This window comes from Clostridium sp. OM05-5BH (genome assembly GCF_003481505.1).
GTDB classification, from domain to species: Bacteria; Bacillota; Clostridia; order Lachnospirales; family Lachnospiraceae; genus Otoolea; species Otoolea fessa.
The window spans coordinates 85011-102273 of record NZ_QULJ01000004.1 but is presented as its reverse complement, the minus strand read 5'-3'; the positions used below and the strand labels follow the sequence as shown (position 1 = coordinate 102273).

Annotated in this window: 12 protein-coding genes and 1 other annotated feature (1 of these 13 running past the window's edge); of the genes, 3 read left to right on the top strand and 9 right to left on the bottom strand. The window is 50.5% G+C overall.

Annotated features, from left to right (window positions below; all coding sequences use genetic code 11):
* Window positions 1-168: a binding site (T-box leader), on the bottom strand; it reaches 71 nt to the left of the window's first position.
* Window positions 169-296: 128 nt separating this feature from the next.
* The 3 genes from DXB70_RS06770 to DXB70_RS06760 form a co-directional block, all read right to left on the bottom strand.
* Complete coding sequence (locus tag DXB70_RS06770) at window positions 297-509, bottom strand: ferrous iron transport protein A (protein WP_022360163.1); 213 nt, start codon at window positions 507-509, stop codon at window positions 297-299.
* Between the two features lie 233 nt (window positions 510-742).
* Window positions 743-1801 carry an MBL fold metallo-hydrolase gene (locus DXB70_RS06765; RefSeq protein ID WP_118672938.1) on the bottom strand — a complete coding sequence of 353 codons (1059 nt, stop codon included), beginning with the start codon at window positions 1799-1801 and terminating at the stop codon, window positions 743-745.
* Window positions 1802-1831: 30 nt separating this feature from the next.
* Window positions 1832-3187: an MATE family efflux transporter gene (locus tag DXB70_RS06760; RefSeq protein ID WP_118672937.1), complete on the bottom strand. Its 1356-nt coding sequence runs from the start codon at window positions 3185-3187 to the stop codon at window positions 1832-1834.
* A 393-nt stretch (window positions 3188-3580) separates the two neighbouring features.
* On the opposite strand from DXB70_RS06760, the gene DXB70_RS06755 reads away from it, so the two are divergent.
* The gene (locus tag DXB70_RS06755) at window positions 3581-4900 is read left to right on the top strand and encodes an acetyl-CoA hydrolase/transferase C-terminal domain-containing protein (RefSeq protein WP_022360166.1); all 1320 of its coding nucleotides are present in this window, start codon (window positions 3581-3583) and stop codon (window positions 4898-4900) included.
* Between the two features lie 158 nt (window positions 4901-5058).
* On the opposite strand, the gene DXB70_RS06750 is transcribed toward DXB70_RS06755, so the two are convergent.
* The 3 genes from DXB70_RS06750 to DXB70_RS06740 all read right to left on the bottom strand — a co-directional run bounded on the left by DXB70_RS06750 (window position 5059) and on the right by DXB70_RS06740 (window position 9178).
* The gene (locus DXB70_RS06750) at window positions 5059-5580 is read right to left on the bottom strand and encodes a hypothetical protein (RefSeq protein ID WP_107001643.1); all 522 of its coding nucleotides are present in this window, start codon (window positions 5578-5580) and stop codon (window positions 5059-5061) included.
* Window positions 5577-6707 carry a hypothetical protein gene (locus DXB70_RS06745; protein WP_118672936.1) on the bottom strand — a complete coding sequence of 377 codons (1131 nt, stop codon included), beginning with the start codon at window positions 6705-6707 and terminating at the stop codon, window positions 5577-5579. The genes DXB70_RS06750 and DXB70_RS06745 overlap by 4 nt, the downstream gene beginning before the upstream one ends.
* A gap of 380 nt (window positions 6708-7087) precedes the next feature.
* Window positions 7088-9178 carry an elongation factor G gene (locus DXB70_RS06740; protein ID WP_118672935.1) on the bottom strand — a complete coding sequence of 697 codons (2091 nt, stop codon included), beginning with the start codon at window positions 9176-9178 and terminating at the stop codon, window positions 7088-7090.
* A gap of 334 nt (window positions 9179-9512) precedes the next feature.
* Here DXB70_RS06740 and DXB70_RS06735 point away from each other — a divergent pair, with 334 nt between their 5' ends.
* Both DXB70_RS06735 and aroA read left to right on the top strand, forming a co-directional pair.
* Window positions 9513-10619: a prephenate dehydrogenase gene (locus tag DXB70_RS06735; RefSeq protein WP_118523852.1), complete on the top strand. Its 1107-nt coding sequence runs from the start codon at window positions 9513-9515 to the stop codon at window positions 10617-10619.
* Window positions 10620-10685: 66 nt separating this feature from the next.
* Window positions 10686-11963, top strand: a complete 1278-nt coding sequence (gene aroA / locus DXB70_RS06730; protein WP_118673042.1) for a 3-phosphoshikimate 1-carboxyvinyltransferase — start codon at window positions 10686-10688, stop codon at window positions 11961-11963.
* Window positions 11964-12038: 75 nt separating this feature from the next.
* Here aroA and DXB70_RS06725 read toward each other — a convergent pair whose 3' ends face one another.
* The 3 genes from DXB70_RS06725 to DXB70_RS06715 are packed head-to-tail and all read right to left on the bottom strand — an operon-like array spanning window position 12039 to window position 17255.
* Window positions 12039-13481, bottom strand: a complete 1443-nt coding sequence (locus DXB70_RS06725) for a penicillin-binding transpeptidase domain-containing protein (RefSeq protein WP_337551082.1) — start codon at window positions 13479-13481, stop codon at window positions 12039-12041.
* A 1-nt stretch (window position 13482) separates the two neighbouring features.
* The gene (locus DXB70_RS06720; protein ID WP_117795001.1) at window positions 13483-14823 is read right to left on the bottom strand and encodes an FtsW/RodA/SpoVE family cell cycle protein; all 1341 of its coding nucleotides are present in this window, start codon (window positions 14821-14823) and stop codon (window positions 13483-13485) included.
* A 47-nt stretch (window positions 14824-14870) separates the two neighbouring features.
* Window positions 14871-17255 carry a DUF3656 domain-containing protein gene (locus tag DXB70_RS06715; protein ID WP_118672933.1) on the bottom strand — a complete coding sequence of 795 codons (2385 nt, stop codon included), beginning with the start codon at window positions 17253-17255 and terminating at the stop codon, window positions 14871-14873.
* Window positions 17256-17263: the final 8 nt, after the last annotated feature.

Below are 17263 nucleotides of genomic sequence, written 5' to 3'. Positions count from 1 at the left end.
TCGTCCTGTAACGGCGGATGACCGGCTCTGTCTACTCGGGTATTCAAAAACACTTCTTTCAACAGGCTGCTCCCGGACCAGTTCGGCGGCTTCCTTCCGCTGCCTCACACCATCCGGCAGCTCTCTGTAGAAATTTCGCGGCTTACTACTTCCGTTCATTGCATTTGTGCTATTTGATAGAATAGCATAAATGGGAAGAAATGTCAAGTAACGTGACCTTCTCAAACTTGCACGTGACAGATTCGACGTTCTTTCAATACATGACATTTTCGACAATCTTTCAATCACCGTCAAACCTACACCTGAATCCGCTCTGCCACTTCATCGCCCAGTGCCAACCGAACCTTTCCATTTCCGATGATCAGACCATCCAGCACACGTCCAAGGACCCGGATACGGCTTCCTTCTTTGATTCCATAGCGCTCCAAAAAGTTCATCACATCCGCATTTCCAAACATCCACTTGATTTCACAGGACTCTCCCGCCTGCACCTTTGCCAACGACTGCATACAACGACCTCCTGACTGATATTCCGCTTTCTGTAACTGTTCAGTACCTTTACAGTCACGCGCAAAAATCCATTAAAAATTGCCTACGGCAATGGGATTTTTGTCTGCTGGTCCATGTTTTCGTACGGTCAGCGCAGTAAATGCGCAGACCTACTGAACAGTTACCGCTTTCTTTACTATTATTATACGCAGTCAGACTATTGTTAGTCAATGGTAATAATTGTTAGTTAATTCTAACAGTATTTAGCCGTTACCGTGAACCATCTCCACACTTCTCCGTCCATCTCCCGGCGGATTCTGCCGCGCAGGCGGAGGTAGTCCAGATGCGCCATGCACTCGCCCACCGCAAACCACTTCTGGGACGGCGGAAATTCTTCCCAGCTGGCGGCACGGATCTTCCAGCGCATCTTTCCAGCCGTCTCATATGCCGTCATACCCGGATGTTCGGCAAGCAGCGCCTCCGTCTCCGCCAGACGCCGCTCATGGTGTGCCAGCAGCGCCTCGATGCGCGCCGCATAATCGCCTGTCTTCCGGTGTCCCGGCAGGGCAAGGCGGACCGGATATTTTCTGGCGAGGCGCAGGCTGTCGAGATAATCGCCTAATGAATCCTCCGATTCCAGCCAGGAAGTAATATTCGGCGATATATCAAACAAGATATGATCGCCCGTGAACATGATGCCCTGCTTCTTTGCCCAGAACATCGCATTGCCCGGCGTATGCCCCGGCACGGAGATCATTTCCAGCGTGTAATCTCCTACCGTGTATTTCCAGCCTGCCTCAATCGGAACAAAACGGTCATCAACCTGATCCAGCTTATAGCGGACTGCCGGATTGAGCGCCTGCGTTTTCTTCATTTCATCCTCCGGAAATCCACCGGCACGGAATTGCTCCGCCAGCCGAAGCGGGCGCTCCGGTGTAAAACCGTCCTTTAAGATCGCCAGATCGATCCCGCTGATATAGATGCGGCTGTCCGCCCCTGCCGCCTCCCTGGCAAGTCCTGTGTGATCCGAGTGCAGGTGTGTCAGAAGAATTTCCAGCCGTTCCGGGCTGCTGCCAAGCGCCCGAAGCCCTGCAAGCAGCGCCTCCCGGCATTCCTCGCGCCGAAATCCGGTGTCAATTAGAAGATCACGCTCGTTTTCTTTTCCCTTGATCAGGTAACTGTTGAGTTCCCGCAAAGGATTCTGCGGCAATTCCACACCGATCCGCCAGATTCCATCTGCCACCTGTTCTACAAGGGCTTCCCTCTTCTCTATGTTCTTTGTGATTTCTTCTCTTTTATTTTCTTTAAGCATATTTTTCCTTATTGAATCTATTGAATCTTCTCAGCCTTCTGCTTTCTCTTCTCTATGATCCATCGTCCGGAACAGATGTGCACAAATCAAAATCGCCACCACAATCGACAGATAATCAGCCGCCGGCTGTGCATAGATAACTCCATCCAGGCCAAACATCGCATTCAGCACGAAAATCAGCGGAATAAAAATCAGTCCCTGGCGGCAGATCGTAAGAATCAGCGATGGAAGCGCTTTTCCCATTCCCTGGATCGTATTGATGCAGAGGAATAAGATACCGAGGAGTGGCGCAGAAAGCTGCAGGGCAACCACCATCTGAATACCATACTGGACAACTTCCGCATCATTAATAAACATCTGAATCATTGTCTTTCTTGCGACAATCATAATCAATGTCAGAATCGTTCCCATAATAACCGATACAAGTCCTGTAAATTTGAATACCGACATCAGGCGTTTCTTGTTGCGCGCTCCATAATTATAACCGACCAGCGGCTGGATTCCCACGCAGAGACCAATCTGCAGCAGGACAACAAGCATATTAGATTTCATCGCAACACCCATCGCCGCTACCGGTGTGTCACCGTAGCCGACCAGCGCCTGGTTCAGGATAATATTGGCAAAGCTCATCAGGATGTTATTTAAGGAAGCCGGAATACCGATCCCTGCCACGCCGGAAGCGATTCCATCTCCCATCTTAAAATCACGGAAATGAATCGACAGTGTCGATTTGCCCCGCAGATAATAAGCAATATAGTAAAGACAGGCCGCAATATTGCCGATAATCGTCGCAAGCGCTGCACCGGTCACTCCCCAGCCAAGCGTCAGGATCATGATCGGGTCCAAAATAATATTTACTACGGTACCTAACAGGTTTCCGACCATCGATTCCCTCGATGCGCCTTCTCCCCGCAGAATATTCGCAAATGCAGTTGAAAACATAATAAACGGCGCGCCGATTGCAATAATCGCCAGGTACTGTCTCGCAAAACCGATCGTATTTACACTGGCACCGATGAGATGCAGAATGGTTTCCATTCCAAGTACAGACAGGATAGCCACTATCACGCCCAGCCCCAGGGAGCCATAGCAGCAGAATGAACTGATATGACATGCCCGATCTTTATGGCGTTCTCCCAGTGCTCTCGATATCGCTGAGCTGCCGCCGATACCGAACAGATGGCCTAATGCCATAAAAATCATAAAGACCGGCGTTGCCAGCGAAACTGCCGCCACCTGCAGCGGATCCTTCGTCTGACCGATGAAAAATGTATCCGCCATGTTATAGATAACAACCACCAGCATGGAAATCATGGTCGGAACCGCCATGGTTGCGACCGCCTTCGGTACGGGTGTTTTTTCAAATAAATCCGTATTTGTTTTCATTTGTCGTAACTCCTCTCTTTCTATATTTGTTGTATTCTTTACAGTCACATTCTCGCGCCGAGCGCGGTCGCTTGCGACATGTTTCTGCTTCGCGCAAGTGCACATCATTGGCACGTTAGTGCCTTTTTGTGTAATAGGGGATTCCAAGGAATTTCCTATTACATAAAAATACAGGCACTTCTGCCTGCTGTGTAAAAGATCAACTCTTACTTATAAACACTTAATTTTATCATAAACACCTATTTTGTCAACTATTTCCGTATTAAACTTATCTTAAAACCCAGCTTAAAAATTGTCTTTTGGAATTGTCTTTGGAAGTTGCAAAAAAGCGCTTTCTGGGATATGATGGAAACTAGAAAATTATGAATTTCATACCGATGGAGGATTTTTACTATGTCTAACAATTACGCAGGCAAATTTGTAAGTGCTGAGACCGCCGTCAAGGCCGTTCAACCGGGCGACTGGGTGGATTATGGCTTTGGTGCTGGATTTCCGGAGCTTCTCGACCGTGCGCTGGCAGCACGCAGGGATGAGCTGACCGATGTCAAGATCCGCGGCGGTTTAGTCATCCGCCCGCGCATCGAGGTTGTCGAAAGCGACCCGGAGCAGAAAGCATTCAGCTACTACAGCTGGCACATCGGCGATTATGAGCGCAAGCTGCAGACCCGTGGGCTCTGCAAGTTTATGCCGATGATGCTGCGTTCCCTGCCGGAAATGTACCGCCACCACATTCGCGTGGATGTTGCCTTTGTACCGGTTTCCAGACCGGATGCGGACGGCTACTGCGGACTGGGTATTTCCAACTATGCATGGCGCACCATCTTTGAGAATGCGCGCACCGTCATCTTCGAGATCAATGAGCGCCTCCCGCGCTTACAGGGCGTCGATGGTTCCCACCGTGTCCACCTCTCAGAGGCAGATTTCATCGTCGAGGGCGAGCATGAGCCGCTTCCGATCCGCACCTACCGCGATCCGAGCGCCGTTGATATTGAAATTGCCAAACGTGTCGTTGAGGAGATCCCGGACGGCGCTGTCCTTTCCCTGGGCGTCGGCGGCGTTCCGTTTACCGTTGCCAATATGCTGGCACAGTCCGACAAAACCGACCTCGGCTGCCACACCGGCACCATCAGCGATGCTTTTTTAGCCCTCTATAAGGCTGGCAAGCTGACCAACAAGAAGAAGGAAATTGACAACGGTTATTCTACCTGGAACCTTGCCATGGGCTCTCAGGAATTATATGACTGGCTGGATAATGAGCCGCAGCTCTTCCATCCGGCTGACGTCGATTACGTCCACTCCCCGTACCGCATCGGTGAGATGAAAAATGTCATCAGTATCAACGGTGGTGTCGAGCTGGATCTGATGGGACAGGAAAATGCCGAGTCTGCCGGCACCCGACAGCTCTCCGGTATCGGCGGACAGATGGATTTCCTGGAGGGCGCATTCCGCTCCGAGGGAGGCAAGGGCTTTATCTGCCTTGCTTCCACCCACAAGAAAAAGGATGGCTCCTTAAAATCCAACATCGTACCGTTCATTCCGGGCGGCAGCACCGTATCTGCACCGCGTACCATGATTCAGTACGTGGCGACCGAATACGGTATCGCAAAACTGACCGGGCTTACCTTAAAAGAACGAGCGGATGCCATGATCGCCATCGCACACCCGGATTTCCGTGATGAGCTGCGCCGGTATGCGGAGGAGAATTTTAAATAAAAATTGGAAAGATACATCGGAACCGAAACATCAACATTCCATGTTATCTTTGATTATTTGAAAACCAGAATTTTCAACATAGAAAAGCCGTAACCTTATACTTTCGCTCATGAGTTTAATCCCATGGGCGAGTATATCTGATTACGGCTTTTTATTTTTTATGCCTCTTTCTTCGCCCCTATAACAACCATAACCACCATAAACCGGCAGACCAGAATAATCATAGACGCAAAGAGCTGCCACAGCGCGATATGCAGAATCAGGCTGACTGCGTACCCACACAGTGCTGCTCCCATTACCATAGCATATCCACAGCACAGTTCGGAGTGATAGGAATGTCTGGGCGAACCTGCGGTGTAGCTTTCCATCAGTCCATAGAGCACCACATATTCCAGCATACACGGAATCAGCGACCAGATGGTTCCGTCCGGTCGCCTCCAGAACATGGACAGGAAGCTAGAAAAAGCAGTCACCAGCACAAGCGCCGCCCCTGCTGCCCGGTACACTCTCATCTCTTTTACATCCATCTGGAAAAATCCAGCCTGCCGCTCTTTCTGGAGAATCCCGATATATAAAATCAGGAACCCGATGCAGGGCGGCAGCAGCATCACATGGAACAGATTAATATGAATCGAAGCAAGAATCAGACCGGCTAAAATCTTATGATCTCCCGTTTTCACTTAAATGCCTCCTCTTTCAGCAGATATTTCCACACATCAATAAAGCGAAGCTCCCTTCTCTTCCTGTATTCATTTTCAAATGAAAGAACCTGCTCCCCGCCATCTTTGCCAATATATGAAAACACTGCAACTCCTGAATGAAATACCTGCGGCGACTGGTCTTCCTCTTTGCCAATCCAATGGCTCTGGAACGTCAGCACATCACCCGTTTTTACTGTCATCCGTTTCGGCTCTTCCCCTTCTTTTTGGGCTGGGATGGGCTCTCCATTTAAGGTCATCGAAAAATTTTCCATCTCCCCGGCTGACGCAATGCAGCCTTTTACTTCGATGGTTCCATCTTTCTGAACGGTGTAAACCTGTGTGGCCGTTCCATCTGAATTGGCGCTGGAACTTGGATTTTCCAGGGCGCTCCCGCCCTCCGGATTTGCAATCAGTACCAGATTACCAATTTTTACGTCCGCTGTGTTTCCATCTGAATAGAGCACCTGCGCCCGCGTCAGGATTCTCCACTGACGGATCCCGTTATGCTGCGGATCTTCAATCGAAAGCGTAGCATCCAGGCGATGAAGCGCATACTGTCCCGCTGACTGGACTGTCTCCCGCATTTCCTGCATTTGAAGTTCAGGCAACTCTGAAAAACGAATTTCTCTCACACAGATCTCATCCGTCACATCCGTCAGATAGGCAAAATTTACCTGTGTATACCATACATCCGAAGTTTCATCTGTCTCATCCACACTTTCTTCCCCCAGTGCATACAAAGACACTGTATTCTCCAATCCCATATCCGCATTCAGGTCTTTCACACCTTCGTCTAAAACTCCAACTTTCACATCGGAATCGGTACTTTCTTCTTCAAGCGCCTCACTTGACACAGATGAAACGATTCCATCCTCCGAAGTTTCTACTCCGTCCAGCCCACAGCCCAGATAAGCCGACTGGCTGTAGTGCAGAAACAGCGGTTCTTTCAGCCGGAACGTATACTGGGCGATCAGACCCGCCAGCAGACAAATAAGCGCCAGCACCAGCCAGATACGCACGATCATCCGTTCCGGGTGTTTCCGAACTGTTTTTGCCTGTTCTTTTACTTCCATGAGTTCCCCGCTTTTCTCATTTTTCTCTATCATAAAAAGGCCACCCACCTGTCTGTATAAGTTGTTCTCTTTGCAACATTATACCTTTTTACAGGTGGGTAGTCTTTTCTATTTTCTTACAATTTATAGCCTTCTTTTTGAAAATTGCAAAAGAACGCAATTCGTAGCAATTTGGCATCCGCATTCACTGCCTTAACCTCTCGCCTGTCCCATCGATAACATTCGCAGCGCTTTGTTCAATTCAAGCACAGCCTATAACCATATCGATCCGAAAGGTCTTCCAGAAAGAGAAAGCCGCCGCTGACAGCCTTGATGAATCGGTATCGATCCACTCAGCCGCCTGCGGCGGTTTTCTGCTTATTTATATAAGAATATCATATTTTTGACCGAAACGGTAAGCACTTCATCTGCCATTATTCAGCTTCTGCCGCTCTCGCCTCCACTTCTCTCTTCTGTACATCGCCCGGAGCCTGCTCGTAGCGGCTGAACTCATAGGAGAATTCACCGATACCGCCGGTCATGGAACGAAGGTCGGTGTTATAACCAAACAGCTCGGACATCGGGATATCTGCCTCGATGATCTGTTTGCCGTGATGGTTGGAGTTCATACCGAGAACACGACCTCTTCTGCGGTTCAGATCGCCCATAACGTCGCCGGTGAATTTATCCGGAACGGTTACTTTCAGAGATGCGATCGGCTCAAGGAGAACTGGATTCGCTTCCATGAACGCTTTCTTGAATGCCAGCGTCGCTGCCATCTTGAATGCCATCTCGGAGGAATCAACCGGATGATAGGAACCATCTAACAGGGTTGCTTTCACACCGACAACCGGATATCCAGCCAACGGACCCTTCTGTACGCATTCCTGAACACCTTTCTCAACTGCCGGGAAGTAGTTCTTTGGAACGGCACCGCCAAATACCTTCTCTTCAAATACATATGGTGTCTCCAGATCGCCGGACGGCTCGAAGGACATCTTAACATCGCCGTACTGTCCATGTCCACCGGACTGTTTCTTATATTTGCCCTGTGCTTCTACTTTCTTGCGAAGTGTCTCGCGGAATGCAAATTTCGGTTTGCTGAGCACAATGTCTACTTTATATCTTGCCTGCAGCTTGCTGACAACAACTTCGAGCTGCTGCTCGCCGATGCCGTAAAGTAAGGTCTGACGGTTCTCGGTATCGCTGACGCTTCTGAGTGTCAGATCTTCGTCCATCATCTTCGCCAGTGCACTGGAGATCTTGTCCTCATCGCCTTTGGTCTTAGCTGCGTATGCCATGTAGGTATACGGGGTAGAAATCTTCGGTTTGTGGTATACAATCGGAGCCGTGCGGACTGCGATGGTATCGCCGGTCTGAGTAACGTTTAATTTGGCAACCGCGCCGATATCGCCCGCCTTTAATTCCGGAACCTCGATGACATCCTTGCCGCGGAGAACATATACTTTCTGAACTTTCTCTTCAGCATCTTTGTTTACATTGTAGATAACGGTATCTGGTTTTAAGGTACCGGTACAAATCTTCATCAGGGAGTATTTGCCGATGAACGGGTCAACCACAGTCTTGAAAACACGTGCCGACAGGGATACATCGTCATTATATTTAGCGGTAAAGCGCTCTGCGGTCGATACATCGACACCGACACACTCGAACTTGTCCGGTGACGGGAAGTATTTATCGATCGCCTGCAGCAAATATGCGAAGCCCTGTGCATTGACACCGGAACCCATCATAACCGGAACGATGTTGCCCTCACTTACGTGCTCGCGCAGCGCCTGTGCGATCTCTTCCTGTGTAAATTCTTCACCGGAGAAATAGCGCTCCATATATTCTTCACTCGTCTCTGCCACTGCCTCGATCAGCGCATCACGGATGATGCCGAGGTTCTTCTTGGTGTACTCCGGAATCTCGCATTTCTCATATTCGCTTAAATGGGTGAAACGGCGGCCTTCCATCTTTACCGCATTGACAAAGCCGACAAATTTTTCATTTTCACGGATCGGCACCTGGAACGGCGCGATCTTACGGCCAAACTGTTTCTCCAGTTTTAAGATCAGCTCACGGAAGCTTGCCTGATCGTCATCCATGTTGGTAACGAAGAACAGGCGCGGCAGGTTGTACTCTTCACAGAGTTCCCATGCCTTCTCGGTTCCGACTTCGATGCCAGCCTTGCAGTTTACAACGATGATTGCTGCATCTGCTACACTGATAGCTTCCTCTACTTCTCCCACAAAATCAAAATAGCCAGGGGTATCTAACAGGTTAATCTTGATCGGTCCATCTTCTCCCTGATACTCCAACGGAATCAGCGTGGTGGAGATAGAGAACTGTCTCTTGATTTCTTCTTTATCATAATCGCTGATGGTGGTTCCTTCCGGAACTTTTCCCATTCTCTTGGTAGTACCTGTTACCAGTGCCAGCGCCTCTGCTACCGTTGTCTTGCCGGCACCGCCGTGCCCCAGTAACACTACATTGCGGATTTGTTTTGTCCCATACACGTTCATAGTTAAGTCCTCCCGTCTATTTATTTTGATGTTTTTTTCTTGTATTTTAACCTCTTTTCATATTGTACAAGAAAATAGAGAAAATTTCAAGCAAAACAACACCTTTATACAAAATTTATTCGTTTTATTTTGAAAAGCATTGAAAATGCGACAATTTCCCTGTTCAAAGGCGGTGAAATCAATCGCATTTTCGCAAATTTAGTAATAAACAGATGTAAAAAAATTTCTTTTTCACTTCAACGCGTAAAATCGTTGACAAGTGACTTGTTCTATTCTACAATAATTTCTAGTTTCATTTTTTACTATACTACCTATGAAAGAGAGCGTAATTGCTATGAATACACCGATTAATCATCTTACCGCCGGTTTCATCGGACTCGGTCTGATCGGCGGCTCTATCGCCAGAGGTTTGAAACGCAGCGCACCGGATATTCAGATCATGGCTTATATGCGGACCCGCGAAAAATTGGAACAGGCACATGCAGACGGCATTGTTGACCTGATTCTGGACGGCGTGGACGAGCATTTAAGCGAGTGCGACATCATTTTCCTGTGCACACCGGTTGAATTTAATGAATCCTATCTGCGCCAGATCCGACCGTTCTTAAAGGAAGGCGCGATTGTGACTGACGTCGGAAGCACCAAGACCAGCATTCATGAGACCGTTGCCGCGCTTGGCATGGAAAGCTGCTTCGTCGGCGGACACCCGATGGCTGGCTCGGAAAAGACCGGCTACGAGAGTTCAACCGACCATTTGCTGGAAAATGCATACTATATCATTACCCCGACACCGCACACCCCAGCTTCCCACACTGACCGTATGGTGGATGTGGCAAAGGCGATCGGTGCGCTGCCCCTGGTGCTGGATTACCATCGTCATGATTTCATTGTCGCGGCGATCAGCCATCTGCCGCACCTCATCGCCTCCAGCCTGGTCAACCTGGTACACGACTGCGACAGCGAGGATCAGATGATGAAACGGCTGGCTGCCGGAGGTTTCAAGGATATCACCCGTATTGCCTCCTCTTCTCCGGTCATGTGGGAACAGATCTGCATGACGAACACAGGCAATATCACTGAGGTGCTGGATCGCTACATTGATTCCCTGACGACATTGCGGGAAGAACTGTCCGACCACCAGTCTAGAGCCATCTACCAGCTGTTTGAGTCCTCCCGCGACTACCGGAATTCGTTTGCAGAAACTCCAAAAGGATCGATACAGCCGGAATACACCTTCTCCGCCGACGTGGTGGACGAGCCAGGTGCTATCTCCATCATTTCCTCGATCCTCTCCGGTAAAGGAATCAGTATCAAAAATATCGGCATCAGCCACAACCGTGAGCATGGCGAGGGCGCGCTGCGGATCAGCTTCTACGACAAGGCTTCGATGGAAGCGGCGTGGGCGCGTTTGAAGAAATACAATTACACGCTGTTCGCGTAGACTGCAATGTATGTTTCAAACTTAACTTTCAACATTAATGTTTAGGCAGGTACAACTATGAACTCAATGAAATTTACCCATACATCTTCTCTCCGGGGCGAACTGACCGTTCCGGGAGACAAGTCCATCTCCCACCGCAGCGTCATGTTCGGCGCTCTTGCGGACGGACTGACCGAAATCCACGGCTTCCTGCAGGGCGCAGACTGTCTCTCCACGATCTCCTGTTTTTCCAAAATGGGAATCTCGATCGAAAATCAGGGCGAGACCGTTCTCGTCCACGGACGTGGACTGCACGGGCTGACTGCCCCAGACTCCGTTTTAGACTGCGGCAACAGCGGCACCACAACGCGCCTGATCTCCGGCATTCTCTCGGCCCAGAAATTTGACACAACACTGACCGGCGACGCTTCCATCCAGAAACGTCCGATGAAGCGCATCATCGATCCTCTCTCTCAGATGGGCGCAAAGATCGAGAGTGTCAATGGAAATGGCTGCGCGCCGCTCCATATCACCGGCTCACCGCTGCACGGCATCCATTATAATTCTCCGGTTGCCTCCGCCCAGGTCAAATCCTCGATTCTGCTGGCAGGTCTGTATGCCGACGGAGAAACCCGCGTGACCGAACCGTACATCTCCCGCGATCACAGTGAACGGATGCTGTCCGCATTCGGCGCAGACATCCACACAGAAGGAACCACCGCGATTTTACAGCCGGCAAAACAGTTCTATGGGCAGAAAATTCAGGTTCCGGGCGATATCTCCTCCGCTGCCTTTTTTATCGCAGCCGGACTCATCGTACCGGATTCAGAAATCTTAATTAAAAATGTCGGTATCAACCCGACCCGCGACGGCATCCTGCGCGTCTGCAAGGCGATGAACGCGGACGTCGAACTTCTCAATGTAAACACCGCCTCCGGCGAACCGACCGCCGACCTGCTCGTCCGCTCCGGTAAGCTGACTGGAACCGCGATCGAGGGTGCGATCATCCCGACTCTCATCGACGAGCTTCCGGTGATCGCTGCGATGGCGTGCTATGCCGAGGGAACCACCGTCATACGCGATGCCGCGGAACTGAAGGTAAAAGAGTCAAACCGCATTGCTGTCATGGTAGAGAATTTAACTGCTATGGGCGCGGATGTGACCGAGACCGAGGATGGCATGATCATCCACGGCGGCAAGCCGCTGCACGGTGCTGTGATCGACAGCAAGAAGGATCACCGCATCGCCATGACCTTCGCCGTTGCCGCACTCGGCGCTTCCGGCGAGACCGAAATTCTGGATGCAGACTGCGTGAACATCTCCTATCCGGGATTCTATGGGGATCTGAAACGGCTGTGTAAATAAAATGTGACTATGCATATTTGAGACAAAAAGGGCAGGAAAAGCTTCAAATCGCTTTCCTGCCCTTTTTTCTTTGTTCTACTGCCCATATTTCGCAAAATACCGATCCAGCACCTGTCTTGCGATCGGCGCAGCGACCGCACCGCCGGAACCGGACTCTTCTGCCAGCACGCAGATCGCCACCTTCGGCTTGTCTGCCGGAGCGAAACCAACAAACCAGGAATGTGTCTCCTTACCTGCCTCAAACTCGGCGGAACCGGTTTTTCCGGCCACCGTATAGGATGCCCCCCGCATCGCGGAACCCGTACCAATCTCGACCACCTGGCTCATGAGATGCGTTAGAAACTGTGCGTCATTCGCAGACATCAGGGTTCCATAGGCGGACGGAAGGAACTTCTTGACCGTCTGACCACCCACATTTTCAACATGATCGATCATATATGGCTTCATCAGCGTGCCGCCGTTGGCGATCGCCGATACGATCATCAGGTTATGCAGCGGCGTAATCTGGGTTTTTCCCTGTCCGATCGCGGTCTGAAGCTTTTCCCAGTCATCCGAACTGCCGTCGAGCGAAAACGTGCTCTGGTTGTACGGAAGTGTGTACGGAAGCTCCGAATTAAAGAGCATCTGATTTGCCAGCGCCCGGAATTTTTCTGAATTAATCTGCATTCCAATCTCCGCAAATGCACCGTTGCAGGAATTGGCAAATGCCTGAATCAGGTTCTGCGCCCCGTGTGCCGTCCCGTGGTAACATTTAATCGTATAATCGCCATTCTGGTAAGAGCCATTACAATTATACACATAGTCCTGCCAGGTATTCGGGTTCTCTTTCATATATTCCAGCACCGTCAGCATCTTGAACGTCGATCCCGGCGGATATAAGCCCTGCGTCGCGCGGTTGACTAACTGCGCCTTCGTATTGTCCGGCGATATCAACTCTGCCCAGCGCTCATCGACGAGATTCGCATTGAAATTCGGCTGGGAAACCATCGTTAAAATCTTTCCCGTATCCGGTTCCATGACAATCACCGCGCCCCGGTGTTTTCCGATCGCGTCGGATGCCGTCTGCTGCAGATCCACATCGAGCGTCGTAATCACATTGTCGCCCAGATTTTTCTTCCCCTGAAATTCATTGATCGTTTTCTCAATCAGATTCACATGGGAGGAAAGCAGGTAGAAATTCGCCAGCGACTCCAGACCTGTTTTTCCATTTTTGCCGGAATATCCGACCGAATGGACAAACAGATAATCATACGGATAATAGCGTTTCTCGCTTCCGTCACTTGCAACGTTCGTCTGCGCCAGCACCGTTTTATCATTGCTCATAATCGAACCGCGGGTCACCCGGTCTGAGAGGAGATCGAGCCTCGCATTATAAGAGCTGCCGATCACATTTTCACTCTTAAACTGGATAAACCAGCCAAAATAAACGGCCATCGCGATAAAGAGCGCCGCAATCCCATAGGTCAGCCACAGAATATGACGGTTTGAACGCGCTCTCGCATTTTCAGTTCTTTCCATTTCATCCTTCTGCCTCATCAAACTGCTGCTCCTCCTCTTCTTCCTCATTCCGTTTCAGAACATATAGTCCCTGTATCACGCCAAACAGGATAAATGTGCTGAGAATCGAACTGCCTCCATAACTGACAAGCGGCAGCGTCACGCCGGTGGACGGAATAAACTTGGTCACGCCGCCGATCGTCAGGAACACCTGCACCACATACTCAATTCCCAGACCAAACGCGATCAGCTTGTAAAATAATGCCTGCATCCGGGTCGCAATCAGCATGAACTGCATGAAGCAACCCAGACAGATCAGGAGAATACAGAGCGCATAGATGCCGCCCAGCTCCTCCGAGATCGCCGCGAAAATGAAGTCCTTCTCGACAACCGGGATCTTCTTCGGCATCCCCTGGTAAAGTCCCATGCCAAACCAGCCGCCTGTGCCGATCGCAAAGAGCGCCTGCGTAACCTGATATCCTTTTCCTGCGATGTCACTCCACGGATCCTGCCATGCTTCCACGCGGACACGCACATGCGAAAACAGCTTATACGCCAGCATCGCAGCCGCACAGCCGCTTCCAAGACCGCCTGCCAGATACAGCCAGTTGGAGGTTGCAATAAACAGCATCAGGACATAGGCGAGGAAAAAAATCAGCGCACTTCCCAGATCCTTGGATAACACCAGAATCAACACGTGCGCCGCCGCCACGCCGGTCGTGATCGCCACATTTTTAAACTCCGTTGAGCGGTAAAACATCGTCGCCACGAAGAATACAAAGCTGATCTTAACAAACTCGGACGGCTGGAACGAAAATCCGCCGATACTGATCGAAAGCTGCGCGCCGAAGCTGGTATTGCCGATCACACAGACAACCAGCAGCAGCGCCAGACCTATCAGGCCGTACACCCACGGTATCTTAGCGAGCTGCCAGGTTCTATCTATCACATATGGTATAATCATTGTGATAACCGCCGCAACTGCCATGATGATAAACTGGCGGACCGCCTTGTCCATCGAGATGCGCGTCAGCATGATAAAACTGGTGCACAGAAGCATACACGTGTTGTTCAGCAACAGTCTCGACGCATTCCGGTAAAACAGCCGGTATAAGAGCTGGTACAGGACAAAAAAGACAAGCTGCGCGCCGAAAAACAGCACAACTGCCTCATCCTCGGTTTGTAGATAAATGATCGTACCCGACAGAAGAAATATCAAAAACAGCGGTACATTCTGCAGACGACAGAGCCGGAGTTTCGACTCGTCATCCGGCAGTGAAAAAAAGCGGAAATTATAATATGTATAAATCAGTATCAGCAATATCATCAGATACCTGGACATCGTTGTCACAAGATTTATCATGGTGATCCTCCTTTTCATGTGTACCCGGAAGATTCCCGGTACACACGCTACTCTACGCCCCTCTTAAAATGACCTCTTGTAAATTCGCCCTCCAGCTCCACCGGTTCCTGATGGAGGAAGGTCTTCACGTAGGCATCCAGCACTTCCCCGGTCTGTGCCGCACTCTCCGACGTAAATGCCAGACGCAGCACCTCCGGCTGCAGGCGGTCTATCTGCTTTTTATCCTTCAAAAGCGACAGGGGGCTTGAATTGTAGATCGTATTGCAGCAGAAACGGCACTGGTTCCTTACCGGAAATACCTTCTTTTTGCGATCCCGCAGATACAGATATTCCGGACATTTACTGCATCCTTCCACTGTTTTCCGGATGCACTGGGCGGTTACCATGACCGGGATCGAACCATATACGAGAAGTTCCCGTTCCCGGCTGTCGCGCGCCTCCAACTCCCGGCTGTTGAGCTCGACCGGAAGGGTAAAACGCATCGAAAGCTCCGGCGCCATCTCCCGCACAAAATCCTCCGCCCGGTGATTCATCGTATAAATACCATAATCCATCACAAGCGGGATGGAAATCTTCCACTCGCGCACCAGTTCCAGCTCTTCCCATGCCCGGATGACAAGACCGTCAAATCCCGCCGATTCCAGCCTGGAACGATGTGTTTCAAAATATTCCTTTGCCCGATCGCGGAAAATATGCGGCATTACCAAAAGACACTGCTTGTCTGCCTCATGGCAGCGCGATACCCATTCGTTCCACTGTTCGACGCCAAATTCAGCACTATCCAGATAGATGGCTCCGACTTCCGGTACGGATAACGCCACTTTTAACTGTGCCGGGTGTTCAACCGAAACGTGGATGTGGTACAGAGCTGTTTTATTCCCTTTTTTATTCTCAAACAGCGTTTTCTGGCTCTGTACAGGTAAATCTGCTGTGAGTTCAACGTCCTGAGCCGGGCTGGTTTTTTCTGATTCCGAACCTGTCTGGTTATTTTCTTCCAGATTCTTTTCTTCCGGATTTTGCCATCCTTTTCCTGTCCCGCACGCCCTATTTTCCGGTATCTCCCGGCGGTATGGACGCAGTATCTCCTCGGTCAGCTGCTCAAACGCAGAGCGGCGGAGTTCATTTAACTCCTGCACCGGCACAAAGGGGCTGCCGCCTGTCTCCACATCCAGATTTTCAAAATAATACGGCGTATTTCCCGTTTTTCCGAGCTGTTTCTCAATCCGTTCCTTGCTCATCGGCTGTTTCACTGCCGTCTGGACAACTGCTCCGATTCCGCCTGCCATCCGGCTTTCTCCCGTCAGCGGATCTTCGTATTGAAGCGTCAGCTGCAGCGGTTCGCCTTCACAGACACGCGCAAACCCCTGAACCGGTTCTTTCACCTCTGCTTCCACATACGTTTTGTCCAGATACTGGTAAAGTTCCCGGTTTTCCTGGCGGAATGCCGGTTTCTCATGGCAGACCACCATATCGCGTCCATTGTGCTCGGTATAATAGCCTAACGTCTGACCGCCGCGGTCAAACAGATCCAGCAGCTCCTTCCGGTCTTTCGGGTCAACCCGGTAACCTTTTCTGCCATTCTTTAAATATAAATCTACATATTTCCGGTACAGGCGCACCACGCCTGCCGTATAGCGCGGACTCTTCATGCGTCCCTCGATTTTCAAGGAATAAACGCCTGCTTCCAGAATATCCGGCAAAATATCCAGCGTACAAAGATCCTTGAGACTGAGCACATACTTGGAATCGCCCGGATTTAACACGCCATTTTCTTTCTTTTGTTTTTTGTTTTCATTCGGGTTGTTCTCATCCAGCCGCCGAAGGACATCAAACGGAAGCCGGCAGGTCTGAGCGCATCGTCCCCGGTTGCCGCTTCTGCCGCCGATCAGGCTGCTGAACAGGCATTGTCCCGAATAACAGTAACAGAGAGCCCCGTGAACAAAGCTCTCTATCTCCACGCCCGTCTCCTGATAAATGCGGCGTATCTCTTCCAATGAAAGTTCACGCGCTGTGACGATGCGGACCGCGCCCATTCTAGTCATAAGCGCCGCGCCCTCCGGTCCGGTAATCGTCATCTGTGTGCTCGCATGAACCGGCAAATCCGGAAAATGCTCCCGGATATAAGAAAATACGCCCATGTCCTGCACGATCACGGCATCCAGTCCCGCCTGGTAATACGGAAGCAGATAGTCGTATAAGTCATCCATCTCGTCTTCCTTTACCAGCGTATTGACCGTCATATAAAGCTGGCGCCCATGCAGATGCACGTAGTTGATCGCTTCCAGCATCCCCGTTTCATCCGGATTTTCCGCATATGCCCTGGCTCCGAAACGGCTGCCGCCCATATAGACTGCGTCCGCCCCCGCAGCAACCGCCGCTTTCATGCTATCGAAGGAACCCGCCGGTGCCAGAATTTCCACCTTTTTTTTCATATCATTTC

What these genes read in the sequence shown, in the direction of transcription:
- aroA (WP_118673042.1), top strand. Translation starts at nt 10,686, where the DNA reads ATGAAATTTACCCATACATCTTCTCTCCGGGGCGAACTGACCGTTCCG.
- DXB70_RS06765 (WP_118672938.1), bottom strand. Translation starts at nt 1,801, where the DNA reads ATGCTTAAAGAAAATAAAAGAGAAGAAATCACAAAGAACATAGAGAAG.
- DXB70_RS06715 (WP_118672933.1), bottom strand. Translation starts at nt 17,255, where the DNA reads ATGAAAAAAAAGGTGGAAATTCTGGCACCGGCGGGTTCCTTCGATAGC.
- DXB70_RS06720 (WP_117795001.1), bottom strand. Translation starts at nt 14,823, where the DNA reads ATGATAAATCTTGTGACAACGATGTCCAGGTATCTGATGATATTGCTG.
- DXB70_RS06770 (WP_022360163.1), bottom strand. Translation starts at nt 509, where the DNA reads ATGCAGTCGTTGGCAAAGGTGCAGGCGGGAGAGTCCTGTGAAATCAAG.
- DXB70_RS06735 (WP_118523852.1), top strand. Translation starts at nt 9,513, where the DNA reads ATGAATACACCGATTAATCATCTTACCGCCGGTTTCATCGGACTCGGT.
- DXB70_RS06760 (WP_118672937.1), bottom strand. Translation starts at nt 3,187, where the DNA reads ATGAAAACAAATACGGATTTATTTGAAAAAACACCCGTACCGAAGGCG.
- DXB70_RS06745 (WP_118672936.1), bottom strand. Translation starts at nt 6,707, where the DNA reads ATGATAGAGAAAAATGAGAAAAGCGGGGAACTCATGGAAGTAAAAGAA.
- DXB70_RS06725 (WP_337551082.1), bottom strand. Translation starts at nt 13,481, where the DNA reads ATGGAAAGAACTGAAAATGCGAGAGCGCGTTCAAACCGTCATATTCTG.
- DXB70_RS06740 (WP_118672935.1), bottom strand. Translation starts at nt 9,178, where the DNA reads ATGAACGTGTATGGGACAAAACAAATCCGCAATGTAGTGTTACTGGGG.
- DXB70_RS06755 (WP_022360166.1), top strand. Translation starts at nt 3,581, where the DNA reads ATGTCTAACAATTACGCAGGCAAATTTGTAAGTGCTGAGACCGCCGTC.